This is a genomic window from Amycolatopsis sp. NPDC000009 (assembly GCF_055563465.1).
The window spans coordinates 77,552-103,840 of sequence record NZ_JBVHDI010000025.1 but is presented as its reverse complement, the minus strand read 5'-3'; the positions used below and the strand labels follow the sequence as shown (position 1 = coordinate 103,840).

The 26,289-nt window shown below is 68.3% G+C and carries 31 protein-coding genes, 1 tRNA gene and 2 pseudogenes; 15 read left to right on the top strand and 19 right to left on the bottom strand.

The annotated features are described in order from the left end of the window. Positions 1 to 42 precede the first annotated feature (42 nt). The 3 genes from ACZ3HL_RS39545 to ACZ3HL_RS39535 are packed head-to-tail and all read right to left on the bottom strand — an operon-like array spanning position 43 to position 3,082. Positions 43 to 1,257 carry a metal-dependent hydrolase family protein gene (locus tag ACZ3HL_RS39545; RefSeq protein ID WP_465536765.1) on the bottom strand — a complete coding sequence of 405 codons (1,215 nt, stop codon included), beginning with the start codon at positions 1,255 to 1,257 and terminating at the stop codon, positions 43 to 45. Next, positions 1,254 to 1,694 carry a GAF domain-containing protein gene (locus ACZ3HL_RS39540; RefSeq protein WP_465536763.1) on the bottom strand — a complete coding sequence of 147 codons (441 nt, stop codon included), beginning with the start codon at positions 1,692 to 1,694 and terminating at the stop codon, positions 1,254 to 1,256. Before ACZ3HL_RS39540 ends, ACZ3HL_RS39545 begins: the two co-directional genes overlap by 4 nt. Then, complete coding sequence (locus ACZ3HL_RS39535; RefSeq protein WP_465536761.1) at positions 1,691 to 3,082, bottom strand: MFS transporter; 1,392 nt, start codon at positions 3,080 to 3,082, stop codon at positions 1,691 to 1,693. The genes ACZ3HL_RS39540 and ACZ3HL_RS39535 overlap by 4 nt, the downstream gene beginning before the upstream one ends. Before the next feature lie 145 nt (positions 3,083 to 3,227). Here ACZ3HL_RS39535 and ACZ3HL_RS39530 point away from each other — a divergent pair, with 145 nt between their 5' ends. From ACZ3HL_RS39530 to ACZ3HL_RS39510, 5 genes are all read left to right on the top strand, one after another. Continuing rightward, complete coding sequence (locus ACZ3HL_RS39530; RefSeq protein ID WP_465422096.1) at positions 3,228 to 4,154, top strand: MurR/RpiR family transcriptional regulator; 927 nt, start codon at positions 3,228 to 3,230, stop codon at positions 4,152 to 4,154. 80 nt (positions 4,155 to 4,234) lie between these two features. Further along, the gene (locus ACZ3HL_RS39525; RefSeq protein WP_465536760.1) at positions 4,235 to 4,399 is read left to right on the top strand and encodes a hypothetical protein; all 165 of its coding nucleotides are present in this window, start codon (positions 4,235 to 4,237) and stop codon (positions 4,397 to 4,399) included. A gap of 95 nt (positions 4,400 to 4,494) precedes the next feature. After that, complete coding sequence (locus ACZ3HL_RS39520) at positions 4,495 to 4,791, top strand: hypothetical protein (RefSeq protein WP_465422094.1); 297 nt, start codon at positions 4,495 to 4,497, stop codon at positions 4,789 to 4,791. Then, positions 4,784 to 5,881, top strand: a complete 1,098-nt coding sequence (locus ACZ3HL_RS39515; protein ID WP_465422093.1) for a VanZ family protein — start codon at positions 4,784 to 4,786, stop codon at positions 5,879 to 5,881. Before ACZ3HL_RS39520 ends, ACZ3HL_RS39515 begins: the two co-directional genes overlap by 8 nt. 268 nt (positions 5,882 to 6,149) lie before the next feature. Then, a complete protein-coding gene (locus ACZ3HL_RS39510; protein WP_465536757.1) occupies positions 6,150 to 6,578 on the top strand; it encodes a hypothetical protein in 429 nt (142 codons plus the stop codon). Here the strand turns inward: ACZ3HL_RS39510 and ACZ3HL_RS39505 are convergent. The 4 genes from ACZ3HL_RS39505 to ACZ3HL_RS39490 form a co-directional block, all read right to left on the bottom strand. Next, positions 6,551 to 7,645, bottom strand: a complete 1,095-nt coding sequence (locus ACZ3HL_RS39505; protein ID WP_465536756.1) for a S1 family peptidase — start codon at positions 7,643 to 7,645, stop codon at positions 6,551 to 6,553. The genes ACZ3HL_RS39510 and ACZ3HL_RS39505 overlap by 28 nt on opposite strands. A gap of 321 nt (positions 7,646 to 7,966) precedes the next feature. After that, entirely contained in the window at positions 7,967 to 8,872 is a 906-nt protein-coding gene (locus ACZ3HL_RS39500; RefSeq protein ID WP_465536754.1) for a M56 family metallopeptidase, read from the bottom strand. Beyond that, positions 8,869 to 9,231 (bottom strand): BlaI/MecI/CopY family transcriptional regulator, encoded by a 363-nt coding sequence (locus tag ACZ3HL_RS39495; protein WP_465536752.1) that lies wholly within the window; start codon positions 9,229 to 9,231, stop codon positions 8,869 to 8,871. The genes ACZ3HL_RS39500 and ACZ3HL_RS39495 overlap by 4 nt, the downstream gene beginning before the upstream one ends. Before the next feature lie 37 nt (positions 9,232 to 9,268). Further along, positions 9,269 to 10,315, bottom strand: a complete 1,047-nt coding sequence (locus tag ACZ3HL_RS39490; RefSeq protein ID WP_465536749.1) for a C40 family peptidase — start codon at positions 10,313 to 10,315, stop codon at positions 9,269 to 9,271. A 169-nt stretch (positions 10,316 to 10,484) separates the two neighbouring features. Here ACZ3HL_RS39490 and ACZ3HL_RS39485 point away from each other — a divergent pair, with 169 nt between their 5' ends. The 3 genes and pseudogenes from ACZ3HL_RS39485 to ACZ3HL_RS39475 all read left to right on the top strand — a co-directional run bounded on the left by ACZ3HL_RS39485 (position 10,485) and on the right by ACZ3HL_RS39475 (position 13,126). Beyond that, complete coding sequence (locus ACZ3HL_RS39485; RefSeq protein ID WP_465536747.1) at positions 10,485 to 10,790, top strand: hypothetical protein; 306 nt, start codon at positions 10,485 to 10,487, stop codon at positions 10,788 to 10,790. 53 nt (positions 10,791 to 10,843) lie between these two features. Then, entirely contained in the window at positions 10,844 to 11,893 is a 1,050-nt protein-coding gene (locus ACZ3HL_RS39480; RefSeq protein ID WP_465536745.1) for a PLP-dependent cysteine synthase family protein, read from the top strand. Further along, positions 11,890 to 13,126: pseudogene (locus tag ACZ3HL_RS39475) on the top strand (MFS transporter). The gene ACZ3HL_RS39480 and the pseudogene ACZ3HL_RS39475 overlap by 4 nt, the downstream one beginning before the upstream one ends. Here the strand turns inward: ACZ3HL_RS39475 and ACZ3HL_RS39470 are convergent. The 3 genes from ACZ3HL_RS39470 to ACZ3HL_RS39460 are packed head-to-tail and all read right to left on the bottom strand — an operon-like array spanning position 13,105 to position 14,784. Then, positions 13,105 to 13,671, bottom strand: a complete 567-nt coding sequence (locus ACZ3HL_RS39470) for a vitamin K epoxide reductase family protein (RefSeq protein WP_465536743.1) — start codon at positions 13,669 to 13,671, stop codon at positions 13,105 to 13,107. The pseudogene ACZ3HL_RS39475 and the gene ACZ3HL_RS39470 sit on opposite strands and share 22 nt — an antisense overlap. Then, the gene (locus ACZ3HL_RS39465) at positions 13,668 to 14,336 is read right to left on the bottom strand and encodes a DsbA family protein (protein ID WP_465536741.1); all 669 of its coding nucleotides are present in this window, start codon (positions 14,334 to 14,336) and stop codon (positions 13,668 to 13,670) included. The genes ACZ3HL_RS39470 and ACZ3HL_RS39465 overlap by 4 nt, the downstream gene beginning before the upstream one ends. Before the next feature lie 55 nt (positions 14,337 to 14,391). Then, positions 14,392 to 14,784, bottom strand: coding sequence for a hypothetical protein (locus ACZ3HL_RS39460; RefSeq protein WP_465422082.1), 393 nt, complete (start codon positions 14,782 to 14,784; stop codon positions 14,392 to 14,394). Positions 14,785 to 14,880: 96 nt separating this feature from the next. On the opposite strand from ACZ3HL_RS39460, the gene ACZ3HL_RS39455 reads away from it, so the two are divergent. The 3 genes from ACZ3HL_RS39455 (at position 14,881) to ACZ3HL_RS39445 (ending at position 17,288) form a co-directional block, all read left to right on the top strand. Continuing rightward, entirely contained in the window at positions 14,881 to 15,234 is a 354-nt protein-coding gene (locus ACZ3HL_RS39455) for a VOC family protein (RefSeq protein ID WP_465422081.1), read from the top strand. A gap of 105 nt (positions 15,235 to 15,339) precedes the next feature. Then, complete coding sequence (locus ACZ3HL_RS39450) at positions 15,340 to 16,143, top strand: endonuclease/exonuclease/phosphatase family protein (protein WP_465536738.1); 804 nt, start codon at positions 15,340 to 15,342, stop codon at positions 16,141 to 16,143. Continuing rightward, complete coding sequence (locus tag ACZ3HL_RS39445; RefSeq protein ID WP_465536736.1) at positions 16,140 to 17,288, top strand: family 43 glycosylhydrolase; 1,149 nt, start codon at positions 16,140 to 16,142, stop codon at positions 17,286 to 17,288. Before ACZ3HL_RS39450 ends, ACZ3HL_RS39445 begins: the two co-directional genes overlap by 4 nt. A 394-nt stretch (positions 17,289 to 17,682) precedes the next feature. Here the strand turns inward: ACZ3HL_RS39445 and ACZ3HL_RS39440 are convergent, their stop codons facing one another. The 3 genes and pseudogenes from ACZ3HL_RS39440 to ACZ3HL_RS39430 all read right to left on the bottom strand — a co-directional run. Next, on the bottom strand, positions 17,683 to 18,660 hold the full coding sequence (locus ACZ3HL_RS39440; RefSeq protein ID WP_465536735.1) for a hypothetical protein: 978 nt from the start codon (positions 18,658 to 18,660) through the stop codon (positions 17,683 to 17,685). Between the two features lie 114 nt (positions 18,661 to 18,774). Beyond that, a complete protein-coding gene (locus ACZ3HL_RS39435; protein WP_465536733.1) occupies positions 18,775 to 19,263 on the bottom strand; it encodes a BBE domain-containing protein in 489 nt (162 codons plus the stop codon). Between the two features lie 14 nt (positions 19,264 to 19,277). Then, positions 19,278 to 19,688: pseudogene (locus tag ACZ3HL_RS39430) on the bottom strand (FAD-binding protein); the annotation flags it as partial. Between the two features lie 51 nt (positions 19,689 to 19,739). Between ACZ3HL_RS39430 and ACZ3HL_RS39425 the strand changes: the two are divergent. The 4 genes from ACZ3HL_RS39425 to ACZ3HL_RS39410 all read left to right on the top strand — a co-directional run bounded on the left by ACZ3HL_RS39425 (position 19,740) and on the right by ACZ3HL_RS39410 (position 22,531). Then, positions 19,740 to 20,144, top strand: coding sequence for a hypothetical protein (locus ACZ3HL_RS39425; RefSeq protein WP_465536731.1), 405 nt, complete (start codon positions 19,740 to 19,742; stop codon positions 20,142 to 20,144). 190 nt (positions 20,145 to 20,334) lie between these two features. Continuing rightward, positions 20,335 to 20,760, top strand: coding sequence for a VOC family protein (locus ACZ3HL_RS39420; RefSeq protein WP_465536730.1), 426 nt, complete (start codon positions 20,335 to 20,337; stop codon positions 20,758 to 20,760). Positions 20,761 to 20,821: 61 nt separating this feature from the next. Beyond that, positions 20,822 to 21,742, top strand: coding sequence for a methylenetetrahydrofolate reductase (locus ACZ3HL_RS39415; protein WP_465536729.1), 921 nt, complete (start codon positions 20,822 to 20,824; stop codon positions 21,740 to 21,742). 129 nt (positions 21,743 to 21,871) lie between these two features. Next, positions 21,872 to 22,531: a S1 family peptidase gene (locus tag ACZ3HL_RS39410; protein ID WP_465422072.1), complete on the top strand. Its 660-nt coding sequence runs from the start codon at positions 21,872 to 21,874 to the stop codon at positions 22,529 to 22,531. On the opposite strand, the gene ACZ3HL_RS39405 is transcribed toward ACZ3HL_RS39410, so the two are convergent. The 6 genes from ACZ3HL_RS39405 to ACZ3HL_RS39380 form a co-directional block, all read right to left on the bottom strand. Continuing rightward, on the bottom strand, positions 22,510 to 22,968 hold the full coding sequence (locus ACZ3HL_RS39405) for a hypothetical protein (RefSeq protein WP_465422071.1): 459 nt from the start codon (positions 22,966 to 22,968) through the stop codon (positions 22,510 to 22,512). The two genes, ACZ3HL_RS39410 and ACZ3HL_RS39405, sit on opposite strands and share 22 nt — an antisense overlap. Positions 22,969 to 23,175: 207 nt before the next feature. Next, a complete protein-coding gene (locus ACZ3HL_RS39400) occupies positions 23,176 to 23,409 on the bottom strand; it encodes a hypothetical protein (protein ID WP_465536727.1) in 234 nt (77 codons plus the stop codon). A 121-nt stretch (positions 23,410 to 23,530) separates the two neighbouring features. Beyond that, positions 23,531 to 24,376 carry a hypothetical protein gene (locus ACZ3HL_RS39395; RefSeq protein ID WP_465536726.1) on the bottom strand — a complete coding sequence of 282 codons (846 nt, stop codon included), beginning with the start codon at positions 24,374 to 24,376 and terminating at the stop codon, positions 23,531 to 23,533. 29 nt (positions 24,377 to 24,405) lie between these two features. Beyond that, positions 24,406 to 24,585 carry a hypothetical protein gene (locus ACZ3HL_RS39390; protein WP_465536725.1) on the bottom strand — a complete coding sequence of 60 codons (180 nt, stop codon included), beginning with the start codon at positions 24,583 to 24,585 and terminating at the stop codon, positions 24,406 to 24,408. Positions 24,586 to 24,903: 318 nt separating this feature from the next. Further along, positions 24,904 to 24,977: transfer RNA gene (locus ACZ3HL_RS39385), tRNA-Pro, on the bottom strand. A gap of 139 nt (positions 24,978 to 25,116) precedes the next feature. Next, complete coding sequence (locus ACZ3HL_RS39380) at positions 25,117 to 26,286, bottom strand: alginate lyase family protein (RefSeq protein WP_465421986.1); 1,170 nt, start codon at positions 26,284 to 26,286, stop codon at positions 25,117 to 25,119. Positions 26,287 to 26,289: the final 3 nt, after the last annotated feature.

Below are 26,289 nucleotides of genomic sequence, written 5' to 3'. Positions count from 1 at the left end.
GTACTTGCACGCGCAAGTACCGCAAGCAGAGGACGAAACGCGTCAGGGGGAGACCACGGTCCCGCCCTGCACGACATGCCGGAACTTCTCCGGCTCGGCCAGGACGCCGATGTCCTCCAGCGGATCCCGGTCGACGACGAGCAGGTCCGCCTGCGCGCCCGGCGCCAGCGTGCCGATCTCGCCCGTCAGGTTCAGCAGGTCCGCCGCCGTCGACGTCGCGGAGCGGACCACCTCCAGCGCGGACTGGACCTCGCCGCGCAGCCGGAACTCGTGGTTCTGGTGCCGGTGCATCCCGCCGAGGAGATCGCTGCCGTACACGATCTTCACACCGCCCCTGGCGGCCTTCTCGAGGGCGGCCATACCCGCTCCGAGCACCTCGTCGACCTTGCGCCAGCTGGATTCCGGCAGCCCGTGCTCGCGCCCTTCCTCCTTCAGCGCCCAGTACGTGACCAGTGTGGGCACGAGATACGCGTCGTGCCGGAGGAACAGCTCGACACTGAGGTCGTCGATCAAATTACCGTGCTCGATCGACCGCACGCCCAGTTCCAGCGCGCGGTTCACCGCGCGGGCGGTGTACGCGTGCGCGGCGACGTAACGGTTGGCCGACTCCGCCTCCTCGACGATCGCGCGCAACTCCTCGGCGGAGTACTGCGTCGAGTCGATCCGGTCGGTGGGGGAGGCGACGCCGCCCGACGCCATCACCTTGATGTGGTGCGCTCCCTTGCGCAGTTCGTCGCGCGCCGCCGCGCGGACCGCGTCGACCCCGTCGGCGACCCGGCCGAGGCCCGCGCAGCACGGGTGGTCGTCGCTGGCGTTGGCGCCCCGGGTCCGGCTGTCGCCGTGCCCGCCGGTCTGGCTCAGCGCGCGTCCGCAGAACAGCAGCCGGGGGCCGCGGAACAAGCCCTCGGCCTGCGCGTCGGCGAGGCCGTAGTCGGCGCCGGAGGCGTCACGGACCGTGGTGAAACCGCGGTCCAGCATCCGACTCATGGTACGGGCGCTGTGCGCGGCCACATAGGACGGTGACGACGCGGGCAGCGACCCCAGATCCGCGGTCGACGCGGTGACGTGCACGTGGGCGTCGACGAGCCCCGGCAGCACGAACGCGCCGCGCAGGTCCTCGGTCCGCGCGTCGTCCGCGGTGAGCCCGTCGCCGATCTCGACGATCCGGCCGTCGGCACACCGGAGGTCTCCCTCCGTGTACTCGCCGCTGACCGGGTCGAGCAGGCGGGCGTTACGCAGCAGCAGCGATCCGTTCATCGGGTCTCCTCCAGGAGCTCGCGCAGGGCCGGGACCGCCAACGGTGCCAGGGATCGGGCCGTCGCGACGGACTCGTCGTCGTAATTGCCCTCCGCGTCGAGGAGGTTGAGGACGCCGAGCGTGCGGCCGCCGTCCACCACCGGCACGTTGATCACCGCGCCGCAGCCGAGGCTGTCGATGAGTTCGTGGTCGGCGAAGATCTCCCGCACCGCCGCGCTGTCCGGCCCGAAGTAGGGCTCCTGGCCGGTGATGCACCGCTCCAGCCACCCGGCGGCCACCTCGACGGTCTTCTCACCGCCGACCGGGTACTCGGCGGGGTGGCTGCTGTACACGCGCCGCAGCGCCCGCCGTTCGGGCACCCAGGCCAGGACGGTGAACAGCCGTACGCCGATCGTGGCTCGGGTCTTGTCCTCCACAGTGGACAGCGACACGGTCACTTCGTCATCTCCTTCGCGGTTTTCACGGGCGCGCCGTGTTCGGTCAGTTCTTCGAGGGAGCGGCCGGCGGTGGACAGGCCGAACACGACCACGACCACCACCCCGGCCACCAGGACGGCGGTGGTCATGCCGAAGACGCCGGCGAAGCCGAGGCTCGCCGCGGACAGGCCGATGATGGTCGGGGCGAGGATGCTGCCGACCCGGCCGAACGCGCTGGACAGCCCGGTCCCGCTGGCGCGGATCCAGGTCGGGAACACCTCGGGGGTGTAGGAGTACACGCCGGCGTAGGTGCCGTTGAGGAAGAACGACAGCACCGCCCCGGCGAGCGTGATCGACCACGGCGCGTCCATCTGGCTCAGCCAGAACGCGCTCACCGCGGACCCGGCGAGGTACAACGCGATGGTGTGCTTGCGGTCGAGCCGTTCCGACAGCCACGCGGCGGAGAAGTATCCGGGGATTTGCGCCAGGTAGATGATGATGGAGAACTCGAAGCTCTTGGTCACCGTGATGCCGCGTTCGACGAGCAGCGTCGGGATCCAGGAGAAGAAGCCGTAGTAGGAGAACGTGATCACGAACCACACGGTCCAGATCACCGCGGTGCGGCGCGCCATCGCCGGGCTCCACAAGAACTTCAGCGCGCTGAGGAGATTGACCTTGGGGGTCTCCGTCGCGGGCCGGGTGTCGGCCGCCGCGACGGCGGGAAGTGCCTGCCCCGTCGCCTTTTCGACGTCCCGCTCCAGCTTCGAGACGATCTTCTCGGCCTCGGCGTGTCGTCCGTTCGCGACCAGGAACCTCGGTGATTCCGGCAGCGAGCGGCGCCACCACAGCAGCATGACGATCGGCAGCGCGGTGATCAGCTGCGCGACCCGCCAGCCCTCCGGCACCGTCGGGACGACGAACCGCCCGATCAGCGCGGCCATGACGAACCCGAACGAGAAGAACCCGGCCAGCGCGCCGACGAACCAGCCGCGGCGTTTGGCGGGGACGAACTCCGACAGGAACGGCGCGATGATCGCGCTTTCCGCACCGGCGCCCGCCCCGGCCAGCACCCGGGCGCCCAGGAAGACCTCGTAGTTGGGGGAGAAGGCGGCAACCACCGAGAACACCGCGTAGAAGGCCAGCGCGTACATCATGACCTTCTTGCGGCCGATGCGGTCGCCCAGCAGTCCGGCGGCGATCGCGCCGAAGAGGAAACCGAACGGCGTGGCCGAACCGATCAGCCCGAGCTGGCCGTTGTCGAGGCCCCAGGCGGCTTTCGCGCTCGGCAGCAGGAAGGCGACGACGGCGGAGTCCATCCCGTCGAAGGTGTAGCCGAGCCCGCCGATCAGCAGGAGCTTGTAATGGGGACGGCTCAGCGGGAGCCGGTCCAGTCGTGCCAGAAGCGTCATGGGGAACGCCTTCCGTGGTTCGGGCGACGAGGGAGTCACGAGAGTGCGGACAACGTATACTGCGTTTCGGCAAAACTGCAATGGTTGTTGCAAGTGGTTCGCCGGGCACGATGCGTTACCGTGACGCCGTCGAGGGAGGGTGCGCGTGACAGAGACGGGAACCGACGACGGTTTCGAGGCGTGGCTTCGGGATCGCACGCCGGAACGCGGCCTGCGGCCGAAAGCGGCCGCCGTGCTCGAAGTGCTGGTCTCGCAACCGCGCCGCGCGTCGTTCGGCTCGACGGCCGAGCTCGCCCAGCTCGCCGGGGTCAACGTCGCCACCGTCACCCGGACGGCGCAGGCGCTGGGTTTCGCCGGATGGCCTGCGCTGCAACAGGAGTTGCGGGCGCGGTACATGTCGTCGCTGAGCGCGCCGCAGGTGGCCGAGGAACATCGGGACGTCGACTCGCCGGGTTCGGCGTCGCTGCGCCGCGACCTCGACAGCCTCGCCCTGCTCAACCGGCGCGTCGCCGAGGACGAGATCCGCAACGTCGCGGAGGCCGTCGCCGGGGCGCGCCGCACGGTCGTGATCGCCGACGGCAGCTACGCCGCGGTCGGGATCGCGTTCGCGCACAACGCCCGGCTCGCCGGCTACGACGTCCACGCGATCACGGCCGGCGACGCCGAACTCGCGAACGCCACGGCGAAACTGACCTCCGAAGACGTGCTCATCGCGATCAGTTTCTGGCGGCTGTACGAGAGCACGGTGCTCGCCGCGAACGAGGCCAAGACCAGGGGAGCGCGTGCCTTCGCCATCACCGACGCGGCCAGTCCCGCGCTGGCGGGCGCGGTCGAGCAGGTGCTGATGGTGCCCGCCGAGGGTGTGACCTTCTTCCCGTCGCTGACCGCGGGGATGAGCCTGGTGCAGGCGATCGTCGCGCAACTCGCCGCCGTCGATCCCGTCCGCACCGGCGAATCCATCGAGGCGGCCGAGGCCATGTGGTCGCGGTTCGACCTGCTGCACCGCCGCCCGGGATCGGCCGATCGGACAGTGCCGAAAAGGCCGACCGGTCGAGGCGTCTCCGCCGGATGACCGATCCGCCGCCCCCGGCCGGGAGGCGATCCTGGTTCCAGGCCGCCGGAACAGGCGGCACGGGGACCGAGGAGGCCGAAATGACGATCATCGCGACTCTGGGCGCATACGCCGGGCTCGCCCTTCTGGCGCTGATGGCGGCGACCCCGCTGCTGGTCGAACTCGATCAGCGCTTCCCGGTCACCCGCCGGGCGAAGGCGGCCGAAGGGGAACATCGGATGCCCGCGGGACTCGCTTCGGCGTGACGCAGAGCACAGATTCGCGCGAGGCCTACCTCACGTGAGTGATTCAGGCTCCGCCAATTCGTAACTTTGTGTCGCGCTATGGAACGCTCTGTGACGTGACCGTGGATTTCTGCACCAACGCCCAGCCCTCCGACACCTTCGCGGAGTTCCGGAGGAACGTGGACGAACTGACCCAGGCGTTCATCGACGCCTGCCGTCAGGGCCGTACGCCGGGCGACGCTTCCCTCGACCTGCTGCAGCGGGTCCATCGCGAAGACCGCAACTGGGTCGTCGTCCATCTGACCTTCGCCATCGCCGCGCTCGCCCATCAGCGGACGCTGGCGCCCGTCACCCGCCCAGGTGGCGTGGCGGGTGCGCCTGAGCGCGCCTTGTTAGCTTCCGCGAGTGACTGATCCGACCATCTCCGCGGTCATCGCGGTGTTCGCGGGTTGCGTGCTCGCGGGCCTCCTGGCCGTCCCGTACATCGCCGCGAGTTACCGGCGCCGCGGGGAGCTCGGGTTCTGGCGGGTCCTGCTGGTGTTCGGGTTCCTGGTCTACGCCATGTCCCTGTGGACGTACACGTTGCTCCCCATCCCGGAAACGACCACGTGCGCCGCCGGGCACCTGCAGTTGCGCCCGTTCCAGTTCCTCGCCGACATCCGCCGTGAACAGACCGGCGCCGGCCTGCGGGCGTTCCTGCGCAATCCCGCCGTCCAGCAGGCGGTGTTCAACGTCGCCCTGTTCGTGCCGCTGGGGATGTTCGTGCGGCACCTCTTCCGGCGCGGTTTCGCGGCCACCGTCGCGATCGGCTTCGCGGTCTCGCTGTTCATCGAGTGCACGCAGCTGACCGGGGTCTGGTTCCTGTTCGAGTGCCCGTACCGGCTGGCCGACGTCGACGATCTGCTCACCAACACCCTCGGCGCCGCGGTCGGTTTCGGCCTCGCCCCGCTGTTGCGGCTGCTGCCGGGGAACGAGCCGTCCGCGCCGCCGGGGACGCCGCGACCGGTCACCGCGCGCCGCCGCCTGCTCGGGATGGCCGTCGACGTCGTGTCGGTCGTCCTGCTCGGCACCACCGTCGGCATCGTGACGACCCTGCTCGCCGGCGAACCCAACACCGTGGTGACCGCGTTGATCGGCACTTTCCTGCCGGCGCTGCTCCTGTTGTTCGTCGTTCCCCTCGCGGGCAATGGCGCCAGCTTCGGCCAGCGGGTCGTGCTGTTACGCCCCGTCGGCCCGGATGGCGGGAAGCCCGCCTTGTGGCGGATGGCCGTACGGTTCCTGGCTGGTTCCGGCGGCTATTTCACGCTGCTGACCTTGGCGTCGGTGGCCAACAGCGGGTTCGAGCCGCTGGCAAACCTGTTGTTCTTCGCGAGCGGGATCCTCGCTTTCCGGCCCGAAGGTCACCAGGGCTTGTCCGGCCTGATCGCCGGGCTGCGGATGGCCGACGTGCGGGCCCTCGACGACCAGACCGAACCGAGCCTCGTGAGCGGTCAGGACGCGTGATCAGAGCCGTAACTCGCGTGCTCAGGGGCGTAACTCGCGTGATCGGAGACGTAACTCGTTGTTCGGCTTCTGATCACGCGAGTTATGCCTCCAAACACGCGAGTTACGGCTCTGAGCACGCGAATTACGGCTCCGAACACGCGAGTTACGTCTCTGGGCACGGGCCACTCACGAGACCCGGCCTGGGAGCGCCACCCGATCGGGTCGACCCTGCGGGACCCGCGCGTCATTGCGCCTGGCAGGACGCGCGGGCCGGAACACTCGCCCGGTGGACGTGGAGTCGATGGACGAAGTGGCCGACTGCCTGCTGTCCGTGGCCTGGAACATCTTCCCGCTGATGGGGAAACCGCCCGCGAGCCCGGGGAACCGGCCGGAGGAGATCCGGGCCCTCCTCGTCGACGCCTGCCACGACGCCGGGATGCGGGCCCGTGAATGGGCCGCGGAACACGGGGCGGGAACCGAAGAAGACCGCCGTCCCTTCCTGCGGCTGGCGGAGGCCGGAACGGACGTGAATCTGTTGCTGGGCATGGTTTCCGGCACGCTGGTGGCCGATCACGAGCGGGTCCGCCGCCGCTGGGCCGAGATCGAGACGCTGGCCGCCGAGGCGGCCGAACTCGCCGGCCTGATCAAGGGGCGGCCGGTGGGACGGCCGCCCCTCGCCACGGGAGATCAGTCCTTTTCCAGCGTCAGGTCGTAACGGTCGAGCACCTCCTTGACGGGCTGGAAGAACGTGGTGCCGCCCTCGTCGCAGTCACCGGAACCGCCCGAGGTCATGCCTTGCGCCTGCACGAGTTTCGTGCCGGAGCCCGACGAAGGGCGGCTGACGAACGAGCCGCCGGAGTCGCCGGGTTCGGCACACGCGTCGGTCTGGGTGAGGCCCCGCACGATGTTCCCGTTGCCGTAGTTCACCGTCTGGTCCAGCGCTTCGACCCGCCCGCAGTGCCAGTGGGTGGTGATCCCGGACCGGCAGATCCGGCCGCCGACGCCGACCACGTCGGCCCCCTCGATCCGCACGTCGGACCCGTCCTCGTACCGGTCGACCCGGGGCGGGGTCGAGACGTCGGAGTGCGTCACCTTGACCGTCCCGTAGTCGTTGCCGGGGAAGGACGACCTGGCGACCCTGCCGATCGTGCCGCCGGTGCCACGCACGGTGCCGCCGAGTTCGGTGCAGTGGCCGGCGGTGATCACGTACTGATCATCGTCGTCGTAGGCGTTGAACCCGACCGAACAGGCACCGCCGCTGAAATACAGGCCTTGCCCGCCGACCACGCTCCACAACGGCCGCGGCGCGCTCTTCACGTGTTCCACCCGGACCGGGACCCCGGCGGAGGCGGCCCACGCCAGGCCCGCGGGATCGCCACCCACCACGCTGACCACGACGTCGTTCGACGGCACGTCCACGTACCAGCCGGCGACCGAACCGGGCAGGCCCGGGGCTCTGTTGTCCAATGTGGACTGGATCCGCTTCAGCTCGGCCGCGCTGTGCCGGAGTATCTTCGGGATCGCGCCCGCGGCGCGGATCCGGGAAGACCGGCCCGCGTCGGTGGTGCCGACGATCAGTTCGCCGGTCGTGGTGTCCAGCCAGGAGCCGGCGAACGCGGCGCCGAGCGAGGTGCCGAGTTTCTGCTGGGTGGCGGCCACCGTGGCCGGGCCCGCCGCTTCGGTCAGCACCGACGTCGCCGCCGAAGCCGGTGTCGCGAAGGCGGTGACGGCCGCCGCGGTGCCGATCAGGGCGGTGAGGGTGCGCAGGGCGCGTGGGGTCACGGAAACCTCCAGGGAATTCGTTGCGGGATGAGTACGGAGAAGCGCTCCTTGATCGACGTTACGACAGCGGGACACCGGCCGAATGCCGCCATTTGAGTAGCGTTGGGAATTCGCCTTTCCGGCTCAGCGGAACAATGTCTCCTCACTCGTGTGAGTGGAGACTGCACGATTTACCGTCCCCGATTCACCGACGGGAGAACGACGATCAGCGACGTTCGTACGTCCGTCCGGGAAAAGAGCGGTCATGACCGAAAACGGCAGATCACCTGATGGTGTCCGCGCCGAACCCGTTCGTCCGCATCGGTGACGGAGGCGTTTCTTTCACCAGCAGGAAACGAGGCCCGCCGTGAACATCAGGCCGACGGTGAGCACGGGCGCGGCGAACAACGCCAGCGCTCCGCCCGCGACGGCCCGCACCCGTTCCGGGAATCGCGCCGGGCCGCTCGCGTGCCGGGCCAGCCAGCGCAACCGGAGCGCGGTGTCGCCGCCGGAAGCGTGGATCGACAACAACGCCGAACGCACGGTCTCCGGTCCGTGCCCGGCCGCGGCCGCCCGGTCGGCGGCCAGTTCGACGAGGAGCCGGACCGCGGCGGGGAGTTCGCGCATGAGCGGGACGAACCGCAGTACGCGGCCGAGCGTTTCGGCGCATCCGGCCAGAACGTGGTGCCTGCCGCGCAGATGAGCGCGTTCGTGGGCCAGCACCGCGTCGAGTTCGCGGGGTGAGAGCCTGCCCGCCAGGCCCTGGCTGGCGACGATCAGGCCGTCGCGGCCGCCGAGACTGTAGGCGATCGGACGGTCGTCGGGCAGCCACAGCGTCGGCCCCGGCCGGGCGCCCGACAACCGGAGCACGTCGAGATGGCGCCGGTGCAGGAGCGTGCTGCGTTTACGACGCCGGGCGGTCGACACGGCGAGCCGGGCCGCCGCGATCGCGACGGCGGCACCCGCGAAGGTGCCGGCGAGCGGATCGAGGCCGGGAAGACCGCTGTGGCCGACGGCCGCCCAGCACTCGTGGAGGATCCTGGTGATGGCCCCGGCGGGCCCGTGGTCCGGCAGGACGAGGAGCAGGACGGCGCCGAGGGTGCCGACGAGGACGCCGAGCGCGGTCAGCAGCCACCACGCGAGCGCGGTGCCGGGGCTGATCCCGCCGGCGGTCAGCCTGCCGAGCAACCGGGGTGAGCACCAGCCGATCACCACGACACCGAACAGGAGAACCGCCGCCAGGATCATCGCTTGCCGGGCTTCCGTCGCAGGGCACGCCGCAGGATGTCCGACTCCTCGTCGGTGACCGAGCGCGCGAAATGCAACAGCACCGATTCCCGGTCGTCCGAGGCGTCGAGGATTTCCCGGAGACTTTGCGCGGTGGCCTCCTCGCGGGTCGCCACGGCGCGGTAGCGATACGCGCGATTCTCCATTTCGCGCTCGACCCATTCCTTGCGGTGCAGGTTGTCCAGCACGGTCATCACCGTGGTGTAGGCGAGGTCGCGATCCCGGTTGATCGCCTCGAGGACCTGGCGCACCCGCAAGGGTTCCGCGGCCTCCCAGAGCACGTCCATCACCGACGCTTCGAGCTCGCCCAGCCGTTGCATGACACCTCCGCCGGGAAGGATACTGTGCCGCTCCGGCTCAGCCGACGACGCGCCGCGCGCCCATCAGATGCCCGTCGCCCTTCACCGAACGGACGTCGACCAGCTGGCCTTCGGTGGGCGCGTCGACCATCTTGCCGCCGCCGACGTACATGCCGACGTGGTGGATGGCTCCCGGGTTGCCGGTGCCGTCGTCGTAGAAGACGAGGTCGCCGGGGACGAGCGCGTCCAGCGGGACGGCCTTCCCCACGGTGTACTGCTGGCGGCTGGTGCGGGGAAGCGAGATCCCCGCCTGCTTGTACGCCCACGACGTCAGGCCCGAGCAGTCGAATTCGCTCGGCCCGGTGGCGCCCCATTCGTATTGCGAGCCCCGTTTGGACAATGCCGCCTGCAGCGCGTCGTTCGCGGCGCCGGGCGGGCCGAGGTACGAGCCCTTGTCCTGGACCTTGCCGAGTTTCGCCTTGTCGGCGGCGGGCAGTTGCCCGAGTGCCCGCCGTACCTCGGCGATCTGGCCGTCGAGGTCCTTCTTGCGGTCGCGCACCTGGTCCAGCGCCACGGTCGCGTCATTGGCGGCGAGCTGGGCCATTTCCCGGGCGTCCTCCGCCGTCGTGCGCGCGGTCTGTGCCTTCGCGAGCGCGTCGCGCAGGCCGTTCAACGCCTTGGCCTTCTCCTCGGCCAGGACCGACAGCGCGGAGGAGCGGTCGAGGAACTCCTGCCTGCTGCCGCTGTCGAGCAGCAGGACGGCGTTGCCGAGCCGCTCGCCGCTCATCGCGGACCGCGCGATCGCCTCGACCTGGGGCCGGAAGCGATCGATCGCCGACCGCGCCTCCGTGAGCTCGCCGTCGGCGCGGCCGACGGCGGCGGTGGCCTGGTCGCGTTCGCTCTCGCGGGTCTTCAACCGGTCCTGGGATTCCTGCAGATCCTCGTCGGCCTTGGCCGCCCGGGCGCCGAGTTCCTGGTAGCGCCGCATCGGTTCCTGGCCGTCCGGCGCGGGCTGCGCGTTCGCGGGGAGCGTTCCGAAGCCGAGGATCATGAGGGCGGCGGTGGCGGCGAGCGGGTGCCGCGGTGAGCGCCGGTGTGGGGTCACGGGTGCCGAATCTCCTGTCGCCCAGGGTCAACTATCTCGCTTAGTAGTACGGGGGCGGTTGTGAGTGTCCGGTGAAGTCCTACTAAGACCCTTAGTACTAGGGCGGATGGGAGTCTTTGCTACGGTGGGAACCGTGAGTGTCTTTCCGGCTACTCTTCGTCGACTCGTCGTGGCCTTGCTCTTGCTGGTCATGGCGGGATCCGGGGCCGTCGGCTGCCTGGACGACGGCCACGGCGAAGCCCTCGCCGGGGCGGCGGCCTCTCACGACTCGTCCTGTCCTCCGCAGGAGGGACACGTGCACGCCCGCCCGCTCGCCGCCGTCGCGGTCCGAGGCGAGGAAGCCCCACCGGTCCCAGCTGTCCCGCTTCCTTCGGAACCCGTCGTTTCGCCTGTGGTGCGAGGGAACACCCGGCTGCTCCCGGTCATCCGGGGCGGGCCCCGGATGCTCGTCGAGCTGTGCGTTTCGCGGACGTGACCGGCCTCGCGCCGTCCCGTCCTGTCCGCACAGCACAGAAAGACGAATCCTCGATGAACGCTGTCCTGCCCCGGCACACGGCGCCGGCCGTCGGCAACACGCCCGTGCTCTGGATCGACGAACGACTCACCGGCTCCGGTAAGGGTTTCTGGGCCAAACTGGAGGGTTTCAACCCCGGCGGCATGAAGGACCGCCCCGCCTTGCACATGGTGGGAGCGGCCAAGGCCCGCGGTGACCTGGCCGACGGCGCGATGATCGTCGAGTCGACCAGCGGGACGCTCGGGCTCGGCCTCGCGCTGGCCGGGATCGTCCACGGGCATCCGGTCACCCTGGTCACCGACCCCGGGATGGAGCCCATCGTCCGGCGGATGCTCACCGCGCACGGCACCCGCGTCGACCTCGTCACCGAGCCGCATCCGGTGGGCGGCTGGCAGCAGGCGCGCCGGGACAGGGTCCAGCGGGTGCTGGAGGAGCAGCCCGGCTCCTGGTGCCCCGACCAGTACCACAACCCGGACAACGTGGCCGCGTACGCGAGCTTGGCCGACGAACTGGCCGCGCAACTGGGCCGGATCGACGTGCTGGTGTGCTCGGTCGGCACCGGCGGGCATTCGGCCGGGACCTTCCGCGCGCTGCGGCGGTACTTCCCGCGTCTGCGCCTGGTGGGCGTGGACACCGTCGGATCGACGATCTTCGGACAGCCCGCCACCTCGCGGCTGATGCGCGGGCTCGGGTCGAGCATCCATCCGCGCAACGTCGACTACGACGCGTTCGAGGAGGTCCACTGGGTCGCGCCCGCCGAAGCGGTGTGGACCTGCCGCCGTCTCGCCGCCGCCCAGTACGCGACAGGGGGCTGGAGCGTCGGCGCGGTCGCCCTCGTGGCCGCCTGGCTGGCCCGCACGCACGATCCGGACGTCCGGATCGCGGCGATCTTCCCGGACGGTCCCCAGCGCTACTTCGACACCGTCTACAACGACGAGTACTGCGCGGCGCACGGCCTGCTCGACGCCGCCCCGGCACGGGAACCGGACGTCATCGCGCATCCCGGTGAGCGTGTGGTGGAACGCTGGACCCGGTGCCGCACGGTCGTGGACCCCGCGCTGTGACCGGGTTCGCGGAGCGGTTCCGCTCCTTCGACCGGCCCAGCAAGGTGCTGATGGTCAACCAGTTCACCATCAACGTCGGCTTCTACATGCTGATGCCGTATCTCGCCGGCTACCTTTCGGGGCCACTGGGGCTGGCGGGCTGGGCGGTCGGCCTGGTGCTGGGGATCCGCAACTTCTCGCAGCAGGGCATGTTCCTCGTCGGTGGCACACTGGCCGACCGGTTCGGCTACAAACCGCTCATCGTCGCCGGATGCGTGCTGCGGACGGCGGGATTCGCGCTGTTGAGCGTGACGTCGTCGTTGCCGTCGCTGGTAGTCGCGTCCGCGGCCACCGGGTTCGCCGGGGCGCTGTTCAACCCGGCGGTCCGCGCGTATCTGGCGGCGGACGCGGGGGAGCGGCGGCTGGAGGCCTTCTCCGTGTTCAACGTGTTCTACCAGGGCGGGATCCTCGCCGGGCCGGTGGTCGGGCTGGCGCTGACGGCCGTCGACTTCCGGCTGACCTGCCTGGTCGCCGCCGCGGTCTTCGGCGTCCTGACCGTGGTGCAGATACGCGCGCTGCCCGCGCACGAAAGCGAGGGGGGGGGGCACGTCGTCGATCTGGTCGGACTGGCGGATCGTCGCGGCGAACCGGTCCTTTCTGCTCTTCGCGCTGGTCATGATCGGCTCGTACGTGCTGTCCTTCCAGACCTACCTCGCCCTTCCGATGGAGGCACGCCGGATCACCGGCTCGGAGACGTCGGCGACCGTGCTCATCGCCGGCCTGTTCGTGATCTCGGGCGGTCTCGCGATCGCCGGGCAGCTCAAGATCACGTCCTGGTTCAAGGACCGGTGGCCGCCCGGCACGTGTCTCGCCGCGGGGATGGTGTTCATGGCCGCGGCCTTCGTCGCGCCGCTGACGGTCGCCCGGGCGGGACCGGCCGCGGCCGGCGCCGGACTGCTGCTGTCCGCCGCGTTGCTTGCCGTCGGCACGGTCGTCGTCTTCCCGTTCGAAATGGACACCGTCGTGCGGCTTTCCGGCGACCGGCTGGTCGCCACGCACTACGGCTTCTACAACACGATCGTCGGCGTGGGCATCCTCCTCGGCAACCTCTTCACCGGCACCGTCTTCGACCTCGCGCGCCGGGCGGGCTTCCCGGAATTCCCGTGGCTCGCGCTGACTGTGATCGGCGCCGTCTGTGCCTGGGGTTTACGTGCTCTCGACCGGAGCCGTCTTCAGACGAGCGTCGTCCAGTAACTCCAGAAGGCCTGCAGGACCGCGACGGTGATGGCGGCGTACCAGACCACGAGGACCACGCTGTGGTACCGGATCGCCGCCGTCACCTCCGGTCCTTTGTGGAGGTTGTGCAGGGTCGTGTACCAGAAGACGGCGATGGTGACCGCCCAGACGACCATGCAGTACGGGCACAGCGCGCCGATGACGTACAGGCTCTGAAGCATCAGCCAGTGCACGAAGACGACACCGAGCGCCGAGCCGATCTGGAGGCCCAGCCAGTACCAGCGGGGGAGCCGTGCTCCGCCGATCAGGGCGGTCCCCGTGGTGACGACCACGCTGAACCCGGCGATCCCCAGCAGCGGATTGGGGAAACCGAGCAGCTCGGCTTGCGGCGTCTTCATGATCGACCCGCAACTGAGCACCGGGTTGACACTGCAGGTCGGGATGTAGGAGAAGTCCTTGAGCAGCGCGATCTTCTCGATGGTGAGCACGAACGAAGCCAGTAGCCCGAGCGCGCCGCCGACCAGCAGCACCCACGGCGTCACCCGGACGGCGAACGGGGTCATTTCGCGAGCTCCCGGTCGATGACGGCCTTGAGGCCCTGATAGGACGGTGACCCCGAGAACTTGACGCCGTTGACGAAGAACGTCGGCGTTCCCTCGACGCCGATGTTCGCACCGTCGGTGCGGTCGGCGAGTACCCGGCCGAGCGTGACCGGATCGTCGAGCGCGGTTTCGAAGGCCGGCAGGTCGAGGCCCAGTTCGCGGGCGAACCGGAGGAAGGTTTCGCGGTGGGAGACCTGCTGGTCGCCCCACTCCGGCTGCTTTTCGAACATCAGGCGGTACATCGGTTCGAGCTTGCCCTGTCTACCCGCCGCCTCCACGGCCCGCGCGGCGAGCTCGGCGTTCTGATGGCTAGGGATGGGGAAGTAGCGCATCACGAAGGTGACCCGGTCGCCGTACTCGGCGCGGAGGCGCTCGACGCCGGGAAAAGCGGCTCCGCACGCCTCGCATTCCAGGTCGAGGAACTCCACGACGGTCACCTTGCTGCCCGCCGGGTCGGAGAGCCGATGGCTGTCGGGCCTGACGAGGATCGACGCGGGCACCACCGGGGGTGCGTCCCCCTGCGCGGGCGGGGCGTCCTCACCCAGGCTGGTGAAGACGAGCAACGCGGCCACGACCGCGACGACGACGGCCACGACCGTCAGGGAAACCTTGGCGTTCTTGGTCATTCTGTTGTGTCCTTGGCTCGGTTCCGGCAACTGAAAGCGGCATGGGCTTGCCGGATCAGGTACGGGAAACGCAGAGCTGGACGAGTGGTGGAGTGGCCGTCGAACGCTTTGCCGGGGAGGACGGCGGTATTCCCGTCCCACCGGGGCGATGATGCCGGACGAGCAGGACGAGCGCGGCCAGCAGTGCCATACCGATGCCCGCGACGTCGTCGAGGTGGTCGTCCGGAAGAGGCTGGTCTGCCGGGCTCAGCCGCGACCCCGCCGGAGCGCATTCGTCGGCCGCGTTCGTGGTGTGGGCGGCTTCGGCGGCGAACAGGGGAGCACAGGGCGAGCCTGCCGCCGCCGCTCCGTCGCTGCACAGGGCGCCCTGCAAGAGGGCGACGGCGGTGAGCACGGCCAACACGGCGAAAAGCCGCGCGGTCGTCCTCACAGTCCGTCTGCCGGTCACGCGGAGCAGGGTAAAGGTGACCTTGTAAAGCCACGGCGAACTCGGGCAAATCGGCCTAGGGTGGTCGGCGATCCTCGAGCGAAAGGACGACCGACCTTGCCGAACTTCAAGGATGTCTACGCGGTCCTGCCGGTCTCCGACCATGCCGCCGCCGTCACCTGGTACGAGCGGTGGATCGGGCGGCGGCCCGACACCGAACCCATGGAAGGTGTCGCGGAATGGCGGATCACCGGGAACGCCGGAATCCAAGTGGCCCACGATCCGGAAACCGCGGGCAAGAGCACTGTGGTCCTCGTCGTCGAGGACATCGGCGAAACCGTCGGCAGCCTCACCGAGCGGGGGGTGGAATGCGGCCCGATCCAGGACTTCGGCTTCGTCAAACTGACGGAGATCGTGGATCCGGCGGGCAACAAGGTCACCTTCGTCTGGGAGAACCCTTCGCAGGAGTAGGCGACGGCCAATTCTTTCCGGAAGATGACGGGATCGCGCGGAGCGTTGCCCGTGGCGGCGGCCGATGGTCCGATTCCCTCCGTCATCGACACTGGAGGGAATCCCATGAAGCATTCGAGGCGCAAGACCTTCGCGCTGGCGCTACTGGTGCCGTTCGCCACGCTCGTCACGGCGCCCGGCGCCGAGGCGGCGACGGAACGCACGATCAAGGTCGTCACCTACAACGTGGGCGACGCTGGCGGCCTCAAGGCCGACCTCGTCCGTCTCGTCGAGTCCGAGCGCCCAGCCGTCATCGGGCTGCAGGAGGTCGCCGACCGCGAGGAGGTGGTGAAGGAGGCCGCGGCCGCGACGGGATACGTCGCCATCTACGAGTCGGACCGCCGCGCGGTCAAGCACAACGCCATCCTGGTGCGCGGCACCGTGACCATCACCGGCCACGGTGCGCGCGAGATCTCACCCGCGTCCAAAGTGGACCCGTCCACGCCCGGTACCGGCCCCGCGGAGCCCGGTGACTGCGGTTGCTGGGTGCCGCCGAAGTACGTCAACTGGGTGCGGGTGGGAGGTGCGGGCTTCGAGTGGGTCGTCGGCGTCGTGCATCTGACACCGTCCGCGCAGCGGTTCGCCCCCAACCGTGAACTGCACAATCTGCAGGTCCGCAACACCGCGGACTGGTTCGCGTCACGGGCGGCCGAACCGATCGTCATGGGAGACTTCAACGCCGAACCGGGTTCGGATCTGATGACCGGGCTGCGGCGGGTGGCCGATTCTTACAGTGCCCCGAGCCACGGCAGCAGGTCCATCGACCACGTGTGGGCCAAGAAGGACTCGACCGGGTCCGAGGTGGCCGCCCTCGGCGGCTACGGGAGCGACCACCGTCCGGTGCGCGCACGGGTGACGGTGACCCGATGATGCGACGCGCCCTGATCGCCTTCGTCTGCGGCGTCAGCCTGCTGACAGGTGTGCCGGCTGCGACGGCCGAGACCGGGCCGCGCGACGAGTCGCTGGACTTCCGGTTCCCGGCGGCGGATCTGATGCGGGTCCCGGAGACGAACACCTACGTCGCGGTCGGCGCGAGCGTGCCCGGCAAGAAGCTGCCGTACACGAAAGTCGAGTTCGGCGGCGGATCGTTCCAGCGCCGAGGCGCTGTCGACGGCGACGCCTGGGACGGTGTCACCTTCCCCGCGGGCTACTGGGCGAGACCGGACTCTCCACTGTGGACGCCGGCGCTGTTCGCACACAAGGAGGACGGCCGCGTCGTCTACTACGTCTTCTACAGCGCGGCGCTTCCCGGCCCCGAGCCCGCCGGCCAGGCGAAACACTGCGTCGGCTACGCCACCTCACTGCGGGCCACGGGAGGCTTCGTCGCCAACGCCGATCCGCTGTTCTGCCCGGATCGCGGGTGGGCGATCGACGCCGATGTGAGCAGGGGACAGGGCGAGGTCTGGCTGACCCTGCGCAACGGCGCGTGGACACAGGACCGCGTCACCGCCCTGGGGGCGGCGAAACTGGACTTCGACCGGCCCCGCCATGTGCGGCGGATAGCCGAAGCCGACGCGAAGAAGCTCATCGACAACGCGAACCTCGAGTGGACGCACCACAACAGCCCGGCCGAGGACGTCCTCACGATCGAGAATCCCAACGCCGTCCGCATCGACGGTGACTGGTACCTCTTCTATTCGGGCAACAACTGGTACGCGAATCGCTACTCGACCGGAGTCGCCTACTGCGGAACCGCGCTGACCGACAACCGATGCACCCCGATGGCCGGGCGACGGGCGTATTTCTCCTACCAGCCGGACCCGGACGGCGAGCCGCGTTTCCGGCCCGGCCTGCCTGCGGAGTACCGCAAGAAGAACCTGCCGGGCAACAAGCGGGGGCCCGGTGCGTTCAACGCGTTCCAAGCGCCTGATGGTTCGTGGTGGGCTTCGTGGAACTACATCACCGACGCGAGCTTGCTTCCGCACGAGGATCCGTCTCCGGAACGGCGGAGCCGGATCGGGAAGCTCACGAAAACGGGGAGCGGGGCGACGGCGGAGTTCAGCGTGAGCTGGTGACAGCTTCGGGAGCTCGGCGCCGTGCCGGTGGGAGGCCCGATCATCCGGTCAAGACTTCCGCGTGCGTCCGACCTGGGGGGGCGTGAGTGGTGGTTCTCTCGAGGGGTACGGCAAAGGTGGCGTGTCGGTGGTGAACGGAAGCCCGCGAAGGGCCCCTTCCCTACGCTCAAGGTAGGGAAGGGGGCCTTCACGGACCGGCAGGGTGCGGGTGACCCCTACGCCACGTTGCGCCCCTCGCGCGAAGCGGCTCAAATCGGACATCGGGCGGGCCACTGGTGTCCCTTGTGGACGGTTTAGGTCATGATCAGCCCTCGCAGCACGACAGCTTTGCCTTACCTCTCAATAACCGTCTTCACCGCTCACGACCCCGCCAGAAACGCACAACGTACCGAAATCACCGGGGCGCGAGTGCCTCCAAAGAGGACAGTGACGCCTTGTGCAGGTTCGAGATGATGTTCCTCGGCTTGTCCGCGGCCTTGCTGTAGTAGTGCGCTCCGGACTCGTACGCCAGGTAGACGTTGCTGCCGTACACCGTCAGCCCCTCGGACATGCTCGGCGCGCGGAAGCAGTGCTTCTTGGCCGTGTCGAGGTCCTTGTCGCCGGCGCCGCGCCGGACCACGTAGATGTTGCTGCGGTTGTTCCTGCCGTACGAAGTGCTGTAGATGAACAGGTCCTTGGTGACGACGAGGCCCTGCGTCTTCGTCGGCACCTCCCACGACCCCGGCCGGTAGCCCAGCTTGCCGTACGCGCCGACGGTGTACGAGTGCATCGATCCGCGCTTGGCGTCTTCGAACTTGCCCGCCCACAGCGTGTTGGTCGGGCCGTGGCTGGTGAGGAAGGACGAGGCGTAGACGGTCTGCGCCTTTCCTTCCTGCTCGATGGGAAGCGACTTCTTGATCGCGTTCTTCAGCTTCGCCAGCGAGTACTTGCGGATCGTGTCGCCCTTGCCCGACACGAATGCCCAACCCTGCTTCTCGAAGACGGCGATCCCGCCGACGTGCGAGTACGCGAGCAGCGCCTGTCCGACCTGCTTGCCGGTCTTGGCGTCGATCCCGATGATGATCGCGCTGCGGTGGCCCGACTCGTACGAGGTGACCAGGATCAGGTCGTTCGATCCGTCCCAGTTCGACCAGGTCGCCGTGCCCTGGGGGATGTTGGTCGCCAGCGCGGGGACGGGGTGGCTCTTGCCGAACCGCTTGTCGTAGGCGTAGGAGGCCGATTCCCCATGGTAGAAGGGGCCGTCCTTGCCGCTGGACTTCGAGTCGCAGGTGATGGCCGCCGCCTCGGCGGAAGCGGTGCCCACCGTGGTGAGGCCGAGCATCAGCGCGCTCGCCGCGGCAGTGATCGTCGCCTTCTTGAGTAGGGTCTTCATTCATCCCCTTGTAGTCGTTGTACGTCCAGTTCTCAACTGGGACTCGCCGGAAGCGCTCGCGGTTCCGGGGCTACGACCTCTTCCGTTTCGGGCCGGCCAGTAAGGCGCCCTCCGTCACGACGGCGGCCGGATCGCCAGTGCGTGGTTGAACACATCGCGAGGATCCCAGCGCGCCTTGACTCGCTGAAGCCGGGGATAGTTGTCCTTGTAGTACAAGGTGGACCAGGGGACCCCGGAAGTGTTGACGGCCGGGTCCGCCAGGTCGTTGTCCGGGTAGTTGATGTACGCCCCGTCCTTCGGGTCGGGAACGCCGGCTGTCGCCGCGTAGACGGTCCGGTAGAAATGCCGGACCCACGCGTCGTGGATCGCGTCCTTCGCCGGATCCTTCCAGGCCGCGATGTAGGTCAGCTTGATCACCGCGTCCCTGGTGGCGAAGGCGGTGGCGGCCGGGGCGACCGCGTTGATCCTGCCTCCGTAGCTCGCCAGCCCGACCGATCCGTTGAGCAGGCTGTCGTCGTGTGGCGCGCTGAGCACGTGGTGGATCGCCCGCAGCTGGTCCGCGGTGAACCCGGCCCGTGGATGCGGAAAGTACGCCGGAGCCACCGGTACACGTCCTCGCCGAGCAGCGCTCCGCCCTCGACCGCGAAGGCGCCGCGGTGGCGGTCGAAGTAAACCTGGCGCATACCGGACAGATCGATGATCACGCGGACCCCGGGGTTGTCCACGAAGTCCGACAGGCAGTGCCCGCCGCCGCGCACCGTCACTTTCTTGCCCGCCCGAACCGCGTCCCTGAGTGCCTTCTCGACCTGCCCGGTCGAATCCACCACGCAGACCTGGTCCGGGCGCGCGACATGGCGTTTGTGGCCGCGCTGGACCAGATCCTGGTAACGCAGGTCGTCCGGGCCGACCACCACCAGCCCCAGCGGGGGAACGCAGCCGCCCCCGGAATCGGCCGCCACCGCCGCGGGCGCAGAGACCCCCTGGGCGGTGGCCAATCCGGCGGCCGCCCACCCGGCTCTCTGCAGCATCGTCCGTCGACTCAACCCTGACATCCGTACATCCTCCCCAGAAATGTTCTGATGCGGTTTCGGTCGCCTTCGGCAGGCGGGAGTGACGGCCGCTACGACATCGACCGTTCGCGAGCTTCGCGGAGAACGCTGACGAAGACGTCGACGGACTCCGCGCCCGAGTCACCCAGAGCGCGGTCGAAGACGAAGAACGGTGCGCCCCCGGCGCCCAGCCGCCGCGCCTCGCGGGCGTCCTCCCCGCACCGCCTCCGCGTAGTCGTCCCCGGCGAGTACCCGGCGGGTCTCCTCGGCGGGCAGGCCGATTTCGGTGGCGAGGCGGACCAGGGTCTCGTTGTCGTCGAGTACCTCACCGTCGACGAGCAGGGCGTGGAGCAGCCGCTCGTGGGCGCGGGCGCCGAGACCACGCTCCCCCAAGCCGGTCCAGCTAGCCCCTCTCCGAAGGTGTCGCAAGGGTGAACCTCGTCGTCGCCGAAGTGGCGGGCGAAGACGCGGCCGTTCGTTCGCAAGTTCCGGGAATGTCCGTTGTGGACAATGGATGACGCTTGGCCGGATTCGAGTGAACCGGCACCGCCCTGATCGGTGGCGACGCGGCCCGGGGTTCTGGAATAGGGTGAACCCGAGCTGCCGCAAGGGAAAGGTGTCGTACATGGTGAGTCGGTTCGAATGGATGACCATCGACAGCGTGGACCCACGGAAACTGGCGGATTTCTGGTGCGGCGTTCTGGGTTACGTCGTTTATGAGGACAAGAACGGCGCCGCGGTCGAGATCGGGCCCGATCCGGAGGAGCCGGACGAACAGCGGTTGGCCGCACTGCGTGGCGGGCCCGCTGTGCCGAGTATGGTTTTCGTCCGTGTTCCCGAGGCCAAGGCCCTCGCCAAGAACCGGCTGCACTTCGAGATCTGTCCGATCGACAGCGACCAGCAGACCGAACTGGAGCGGTTGCTCGCACTCGGCGCGTCCAAGGCGGATGTGGGACAGGGAGAAGGCCGGTCCTGGGTGGTACTGGCCGACCCGGAAGGAAACGAGTTCTGCCTGGCCCGCAGCCTCGCGCCGGGAGAGTTCGACCTGTAGCCGGGACTTGCCGGACGCCCGTCGCGACGTCAGATGGCCGGCCTTCGGCTACGGTCCTTTCATGGACCTTGTGCGCCGTATCGACCGCGCCGCGGGCGAATTCCTGCTGTTCGCACTGACACCGCCGCGCCTGGCCACCGCACGCGAACGCGTTCAAGAGATCGCCGACGCCACCATGGCTCGCTTGCGCCCGTTGAATCTCGACGGCCTGATCCTCTACGACATCGATGACGAAGTGGCTCGGAATCCGGCGCGGCGCCCGTTCCCGTTCTCTCCGACCCTCGACCCCGCGAACTATCTCGCGAACAACTTCTCGAACTGGCGGACCCCGGTCGTCGTCTACCGGGCGACCGGGAAGTACGCGCCATCGGAGCTGCGGTCATGGTTGGCGGCCCAGGACCCGGCACGGGTGATGACCGTTCTCGTCGGCGCTTCGTCCAGCAAGGTCGACGCCATGACCTCGCTCGCCGATGCCCAAGCGCTGCGGCGTGACGTCAACCCTGGCCTGTCGCTGGGCGGCGTGGCGATTCCGGAACGTCACAGCCGCCGGGACGACGAACATCTGCGATTGCTGGCGAAGCAGGATGCCGGTTGCCGGTTCTTCGTGACACAGGTGGTCTACGACGTCAACGCAGCGAAGAACCTCGTCTCCGACTACCACTACGAATGCGTTGCGCGCGGCCGGGCACCCGTTCCGGTCGTCTTCACCTTCTCGCTCTGCGGATCGTTGAAAACATTGGACTTTCTGCGGTGGCTGGGCGTCGACGTACCGCGCTGGATCGCGAACGACCTCAGGCACGCGGCCGACACCCTCGAAGCGTCGTATCGGTTCGCGGTCGCGGCGGCTACCGAACTGATGACCTACTGCCGCGGCCTGGGCGTTCCGTTCGGCATCAACGTCGAAAGCGTGTCGATCAGGCGGGAAGAGATCGAGGCGTCCGTGCGGCTTGCCGAGCGACTTCGGACGGAGATCAAGGGCTGAGGTCGCAAGCTTCAGGACCGGTGGGACGCCGACGGCTTCGGATCACTCGTCAGGCTGACTCCGGTTGTGCCGCCGGCCGCGCGGCACTGGACTGGTCGCACATCTCCAGTCTCCCGAGGTTGGAAGGACATGACCATGTTCGGCTGCTCACGCCGTAAGCAGGCCGGGGTGCTGATTTCCGTGGCCGCGGCCATCTTGTCGGCCTGCCCGGTCGCGTCCGCGGCCCAGCGGCCCGCGGTGGACGGCGGAGATGCGATGTACAGCGTCTCGCCGGGACCCGGCCGTGAACCGTACTATTGTTCGGCGGGGTTCGCGATCCTCGTCGAGGGCGTCCGATACATCCTCACGGCCGGGCACTGCACCGCACACGGGCTCGACTGGGAGGGCATCGGCCCTCACGTGGACACCCACTTCCCGGTGACCGATTACGGCCGCGTCCGGGACCTCTCCGGCTCCGGGCCCAGCCAGGTGGATCTTCACGATGGCAGCACCCAGCGGATCGTTCGCGCGGGCATCCCGCAGGTGGGGCAAACGGTGTGCAAGAGCGGCATGACGACGAAGAAGACGTGCGGGAAGGTACTCGGCCTCAACCAGACCGTGAACTATGGCAAGGACAAGCAGGTCGTCGGGACGATCGCGACCGACATCCCCATCGAGAGCGGTGACAGCGGCGGCCCGCTGTTCTACGGCGGCGTCGGCTACGGAGTGCTGTCCGGCGGGAACAGCCAAGTCAGCTTCTACCAGCCCTTACGGTCCGTGCTCACCGCTTACGGCGCCACGCTCGCCTGAATCCGTTCGAAGACGAGGTCGAAATCCTTGCGCCAAGTGGATCCGTGGTCTTCGGACGCTTCCCAGCGTGCGGTGATCCGGTCTGGTCGGACGTCGGCGATGAAGCGTTGGTGCATGTCGGGGTCTTGGCGGTCCAGGCGCCAGCTCGTGCCGTCGAAAGTCATGGCGAAGACCCGGCAGACACCTCGTTCGTCATGGTAAAGGGCTGTGTAGGTGTCGCGGGCGTCGCTGCGGCCGAGTACGAGGACCATCTCGCTCGCTGCCGTGTCGTCGTCGCCCATGGTCCAGCGGAGAACCACGAACGCGTCACCGAGCCATTCCACCGTCGCCGAGCCGGGCACCTCCTGGTCGGCGGGGTCCAGGAACCAGGCGTTGCACAGCGTTGTCCGCCACGAGCCGATCAAGACGTCCAGTCGTTGCATGACCTCGTTACGCATGGCTGCCTCCGTGACGTCGAGCTCGAGGATGGGCGACCTGGTCTCCCTGCGAACGTAGCGGTCTGATGAGCTAGGTTCCATGGTCGGCACAAAAAAGCCGCTTGACTTGGGAATCACCCAAGTCAAGCGGCTTCTGTGTCCGTCGGGCTGACAGGTTTGGCCGGCGGCTCCTCGACGTGCGCTACGGCGAGGGCCATCGCAAGGCGCTTACCGCGCTCGAGTACCGCAGGTACCGTGGAGGACTTGGGGGTGGCGGGTCCAGACGTAGTCGCTGCCGTAGAGCAGGTGCTCGGGTGTGGTGATGGTGGACAGGGCCGTGATCTGGGATGGGGTGGGGGTGCCTGCCAGGTCGTAGTGGAAGCGGTGCAGCAGTTCGGAAGCCGACGGGCTGTGGGTGTCTTCGTTCAAGGTGGCGTGCGCGGAGTACTCAGGTTCGACCACTTCCCGTTTGCCCGTCCCGACCGGCTTCCGGGGGAGCGCATCGTTCCCGGCGCCGGGGCTCACTAGACGCGTAGCGGCCGGCAAGGGAGCCTCCCTCACCGGCCATCAGCTTGACGGTGGATCAGTAGTGGTCGATGAACCAGCGGGTGCACTTGAACTTCCCACCTGTGGGCTTCACGCACGCCCGTACCGCATAACTGCGGTTGTTCTCGCCTGTCTGAAGCGCTACCGAGCCGGTACGCGCATAGTCACGGCTCGCATCCGAACTGTTCGCGATGTGCCGGCAGGTCTTGACACCACCCATGGCCCGCACGTAATCGTCTGAAGGATACCTGGGCTTGGAGTGCATGTTGAAGGCGTACAAGCTCCGCTGCACGTACACCTTGTCCTTCTTGGCCACCTTTCCGGTGATCGTGGCGTGAGCCCAGTAGTCCCAGATTTTTTCGGTGTAGAGAGTGAGATGACGCCCCTTGTAAGTGCGCGAGCCGCTGTCGTCGTAGACCCCGGGTGTTCCGGTGCGATCGCAGCCATCGACGTCACCGGGTTTCTTACTGCCGTCGTCCGGCCCCACCGAAAAGGTGGTCTCCGCGGCCGCTGGTGATGCGGTGCCGAGAACTCCCAGAGGAACAGCCAATACCAGTGCCACGGCCAGCTTTCCCCAGCGCCTGCCTGATGTCATGCTCGACATTGCCGATCCCTTCCCCTTGATCGGTCGAGTGATGAGTTCCGAGGGGAACGTATGCGCTGCCGCGTGCACCTTTCCAGACCTTTTCCTTCGGGGGAAAACCCATCGCCGCCACGCGACCACTCGAGCTCGGCTCCTGCGCGCTTTCGTGCCGCCCTGATGTGCCGCCCTGAACACCTCGGACACCGACGAGGCGCCGGCTTTCGCACGAGCGGCCAACTGCTCGACAAGGACGTCGTCCACACCGCCGGTCGGTCCGACCCCGCTGTCGATCCAGATCAAACGACTCGAACACGACCTCGGCGGAGCGCTCATGGTCCGTCGACCGAGTACCCGGTCGGGTAGTGCTGGGTGAGCCAGGTATAGACCATGTCCGGCGGAACCGCCGTGTGCAGCTTGATTCGCCGAACGGTCATCGCGATGGTTGCCACCGAGCCCTTTTTGGTGAACCCCACCAGCAGCATCACGCCGAGAGCGACGATTACGGCCACGAGTGGGAAGAGTGCGAGAACTGCTGGATCCCCATCACTCGAGGTGCTTGCGTTCGACGTCGGTAGGGTCTCGGGCGGCGTCGCTGTCGCCGTCAGCGGCCATGTCCATCTTCTCGAGAAACTCCGGGAGTTCTGGGACCGCCGAGGAAGTCGGAAAGCTGAGTGACGGCGAGTTCTTGGTTGTAGCGAGTTGTGATCGCGCGGTTCGCGGCCCGCAGACGGTGTCACCGAGCGCTGTGCTGAACCGGAACGACACCTCTGACCACATGAAAAAGCGGGCTCCCGCAGCCGTTGAGCTGCGGAAACCCGCTTCGTCCGTCGGGCTGACAGGATTCGAACCTGCGACCCCTTGACCCCCAGTCAAGTGCGCTACCAAACTGCGCCACAGCCCGGACCCGCGCTCCGTGGAGTGCGATGTGAGTACTTTAGCGGGTCCCGGACGGGGGCTTGCAACCAGGGGTCACTGTGTGTCTGAGCAGGGAAAACGGTCCGTGAGGGCCGCCCTGCCGCATTCGGGCGGCCCCCACGGGGTCACTGGGGGTTGCCGGCGTGGGTGAGGGTCTGCCAGGAGACGAACAGGTTGTTGGTGCCCGCCGGCCGCTGGCGCAGGGTGAGGGCTTCGGTGTTGCTCATGGTGTGCCCGAGGCGGGTGTGAAGGTGGTTGTAGCCGACCTCGGTGATCGGGCCGAGGCCGAGTTTCAGGCTGCCGCCGCACAGCCACGACGGGACGGCGGCGCCCATCTGGTACTTCGCGTGGAAGCCGAGGCCTTCGCGGAGCCGGTCGGCGATCTCGGGGTAGAGGTCCTGGCCCTGGATGCGGGTGGTCTCGGCGAAGTTCGCGATGGCGGCGAGGCCGTAGCCGGTATGGGTGAAGTCGCGGCAGGTCTCCTGGGAGAGGCCGTTGACGAAGGTCGTCTGGCCTTGCCAGTACTTGACGATCTTGTCCCGGGTGTTCAGGCCGCTGCCGGGCGCGGTCTTCGGGAGTGCGCCGTCGCCGGTCAAGTAGAGGTAGGCGGGGACGCGGGTGCGGAACTTCGCGACGGCCTTGTCGTAGGCCGCCTTGTCGTCGAGGAACACCGCGATGCCGATCGCGGCCTCGGTCATGCTGAGTTCCCAGTTGCCGTTGCTGTGACTGCCGTTGATCACCTCGGGCAGGTACACGTTCCGGAGCATGGTGCCGAAGCGGCCGGAATTCGGCCAGCTCGGGTACGTGTGCTTGATGATCTCCGCCGCACGTGGCCACGAGGAGGCCGACCACGCCGACTGCAGGGGAGCGTTGCTGTTCGTGTGATCCTTCAGCACCGCGGACCACGCGTCCATGATCTCGATCGCCTTGGCCGCGTATTTCGTGTCGCGGGTGATGTACCAGGCCAGCGAAAGCGAATAAGCGGCGATCGCGTCTTGCCGTTCATCGGTACAGCCGATGTTCGGATTCGAATAGGAACCGCATTCGACGACGGCGCGGGGTTTCGGTGACCGGGACAATGAGGCGTACGAACTCGACATCATCGCGTCGTACGCCTGTTTCCACGGCTGCGCGCCGGTCTGCACCTTGGCGCGGACGAAGTCCAGTTGCGGGCGGCTGACCAGCACGCCTGGATGGGTGAAGGTGGCGGGCGCGGCCTGCGCGGGGGCGCTGAAAAGGCCTAGCGCCAAGGGGACGAGCGTGGTCAGGGCGAGCAATCTCCTTGTTAGGGACATGGG

Bases quoted from the DNA above. Each gene is read 5' to 3' on its own strand.
- ACZ3HL_RS39545 (WP_465536765.1), bottom strand. From the start codon at position 1,257: ATGAACGGATCGCTGCTGCTGCGTAACGCCCGCCTGCTCGACCCGGTC.
- ACZ3HL_RS39535 (WP_465536761.1), bottom strand. From the start codon at position 3,082: ATGACGCTTCTGGCACGACTGGACCGGCTCCCGCTGAGCCGTCCCCAT.
- ACZ3HL_RS39525 (WP_465536760.1), top strand. From the start codon at position 4,235: ATGACGATCATCGCGACTCTGGGCGCATACGCCGGGCTCGCCCTTCTG.
- ACZ3HL_RS39500 (WP_465536754.1), bottom strand. From the start codon at position 8,872: ATGATCCTGGCGGCGGTTCTCCTGTTCGGTGTCGTGGTGATCGGCTGG.
- ACZ3HL_RS39495 (WP_465536752.1), bottom strand. From the start codon at position 9,231: ATGCAACGGCTGGGCGAGCTCGAAGCGTCGGTGATGGACGTGCTCTGG.
- ACZ3HL_RS39480 (WP_465536745.1), top strand. From the start codon at position 10,844: ATGAACGCTGTCCTGCCCCGGCACACGGCGCCGGCCGTCGGCAACACG.
- ACZ3HL_RS39470 (WP_465536743.1), bottom strand. From the start codon at position 13,671: ATGACCCCGTTCGCCGTCCGGGTGACGCCGTGGGTGCTGCTGGTCGGC.
- ACZ3HL_RS39465 (WP_465536741.1), bottom strand. From the start codon at position 14,336: ATGACCAAGAACGCCAAGGTTTCCCTGACGGTCGTGGCCGTCGTCGTC.
- ACZ3HL_RS39450 (WP_465536738.1), top strand. From the start codon at position 15,340: ATGAAGCATTCGAGGCGCAAGACCTTCGCGCTGGCGCTACTGGTGCCG.
- ACZ3HL_RS39445 (WP_465536736.1), top strand. From the start codon at position 16,140: ATGATGCGACGCGCCCTGATCGCCTTCGTCTGCGGCGTCAGCCTGCTG.
- ACZ3HL_RS39440 (WP_465536735.1), bottom strand. From the start codon at position 18,660: ATGAAGACCCTACTCAAGAAGGCGACGATCACTGCCGCGGCGAGCGCG.
- ACZ3HL_RS39425 (WP_465536731.1), top strand. From the start codon at position 19,740: ATGCGGTTTCGGTCGCCTTCGGCAGGCGGGAGTGACGGCCGCTACGAC.
- ACZ3HL_RS39420 (WP_465536730.1), top strand. From the start codon at position 20,335: ATGGTGAGTCGGTTCGAATGGATGACCATCGACAGCGTGGACCCACGG.
- ACZ3HL_RS39415 (WP_465536729.1), top strand. From the start codon at position 20,822: ATGGACCTTGTGCGCCGTATCGACCGCGCCGCGGGCGAATTCCTGCTG.
- ACZ3HL_RS39410 (WP_465422072.1), top strand. From the start codon at position 21,872: ATGACCATGTTCGGCTGCTCACGCCGTAAGCAGGCCGGGGTGCTGATT.
- ACZ3HL_RS39405 (WP_465422071.1), bottom strand. From the start codon at position 22,968: ATGCGTAACGAGGTCATGCAACGACTGGACGTCTTGATCGGCTCGTGG.
- ACZ3HL_RS39380 (WP_465421986.1), bottom strand. From the start codon at position 26,286: ATGTCCCTAACAAGGAGATTGCTCGCCCTGACCACGCTCGTCCCCTTG.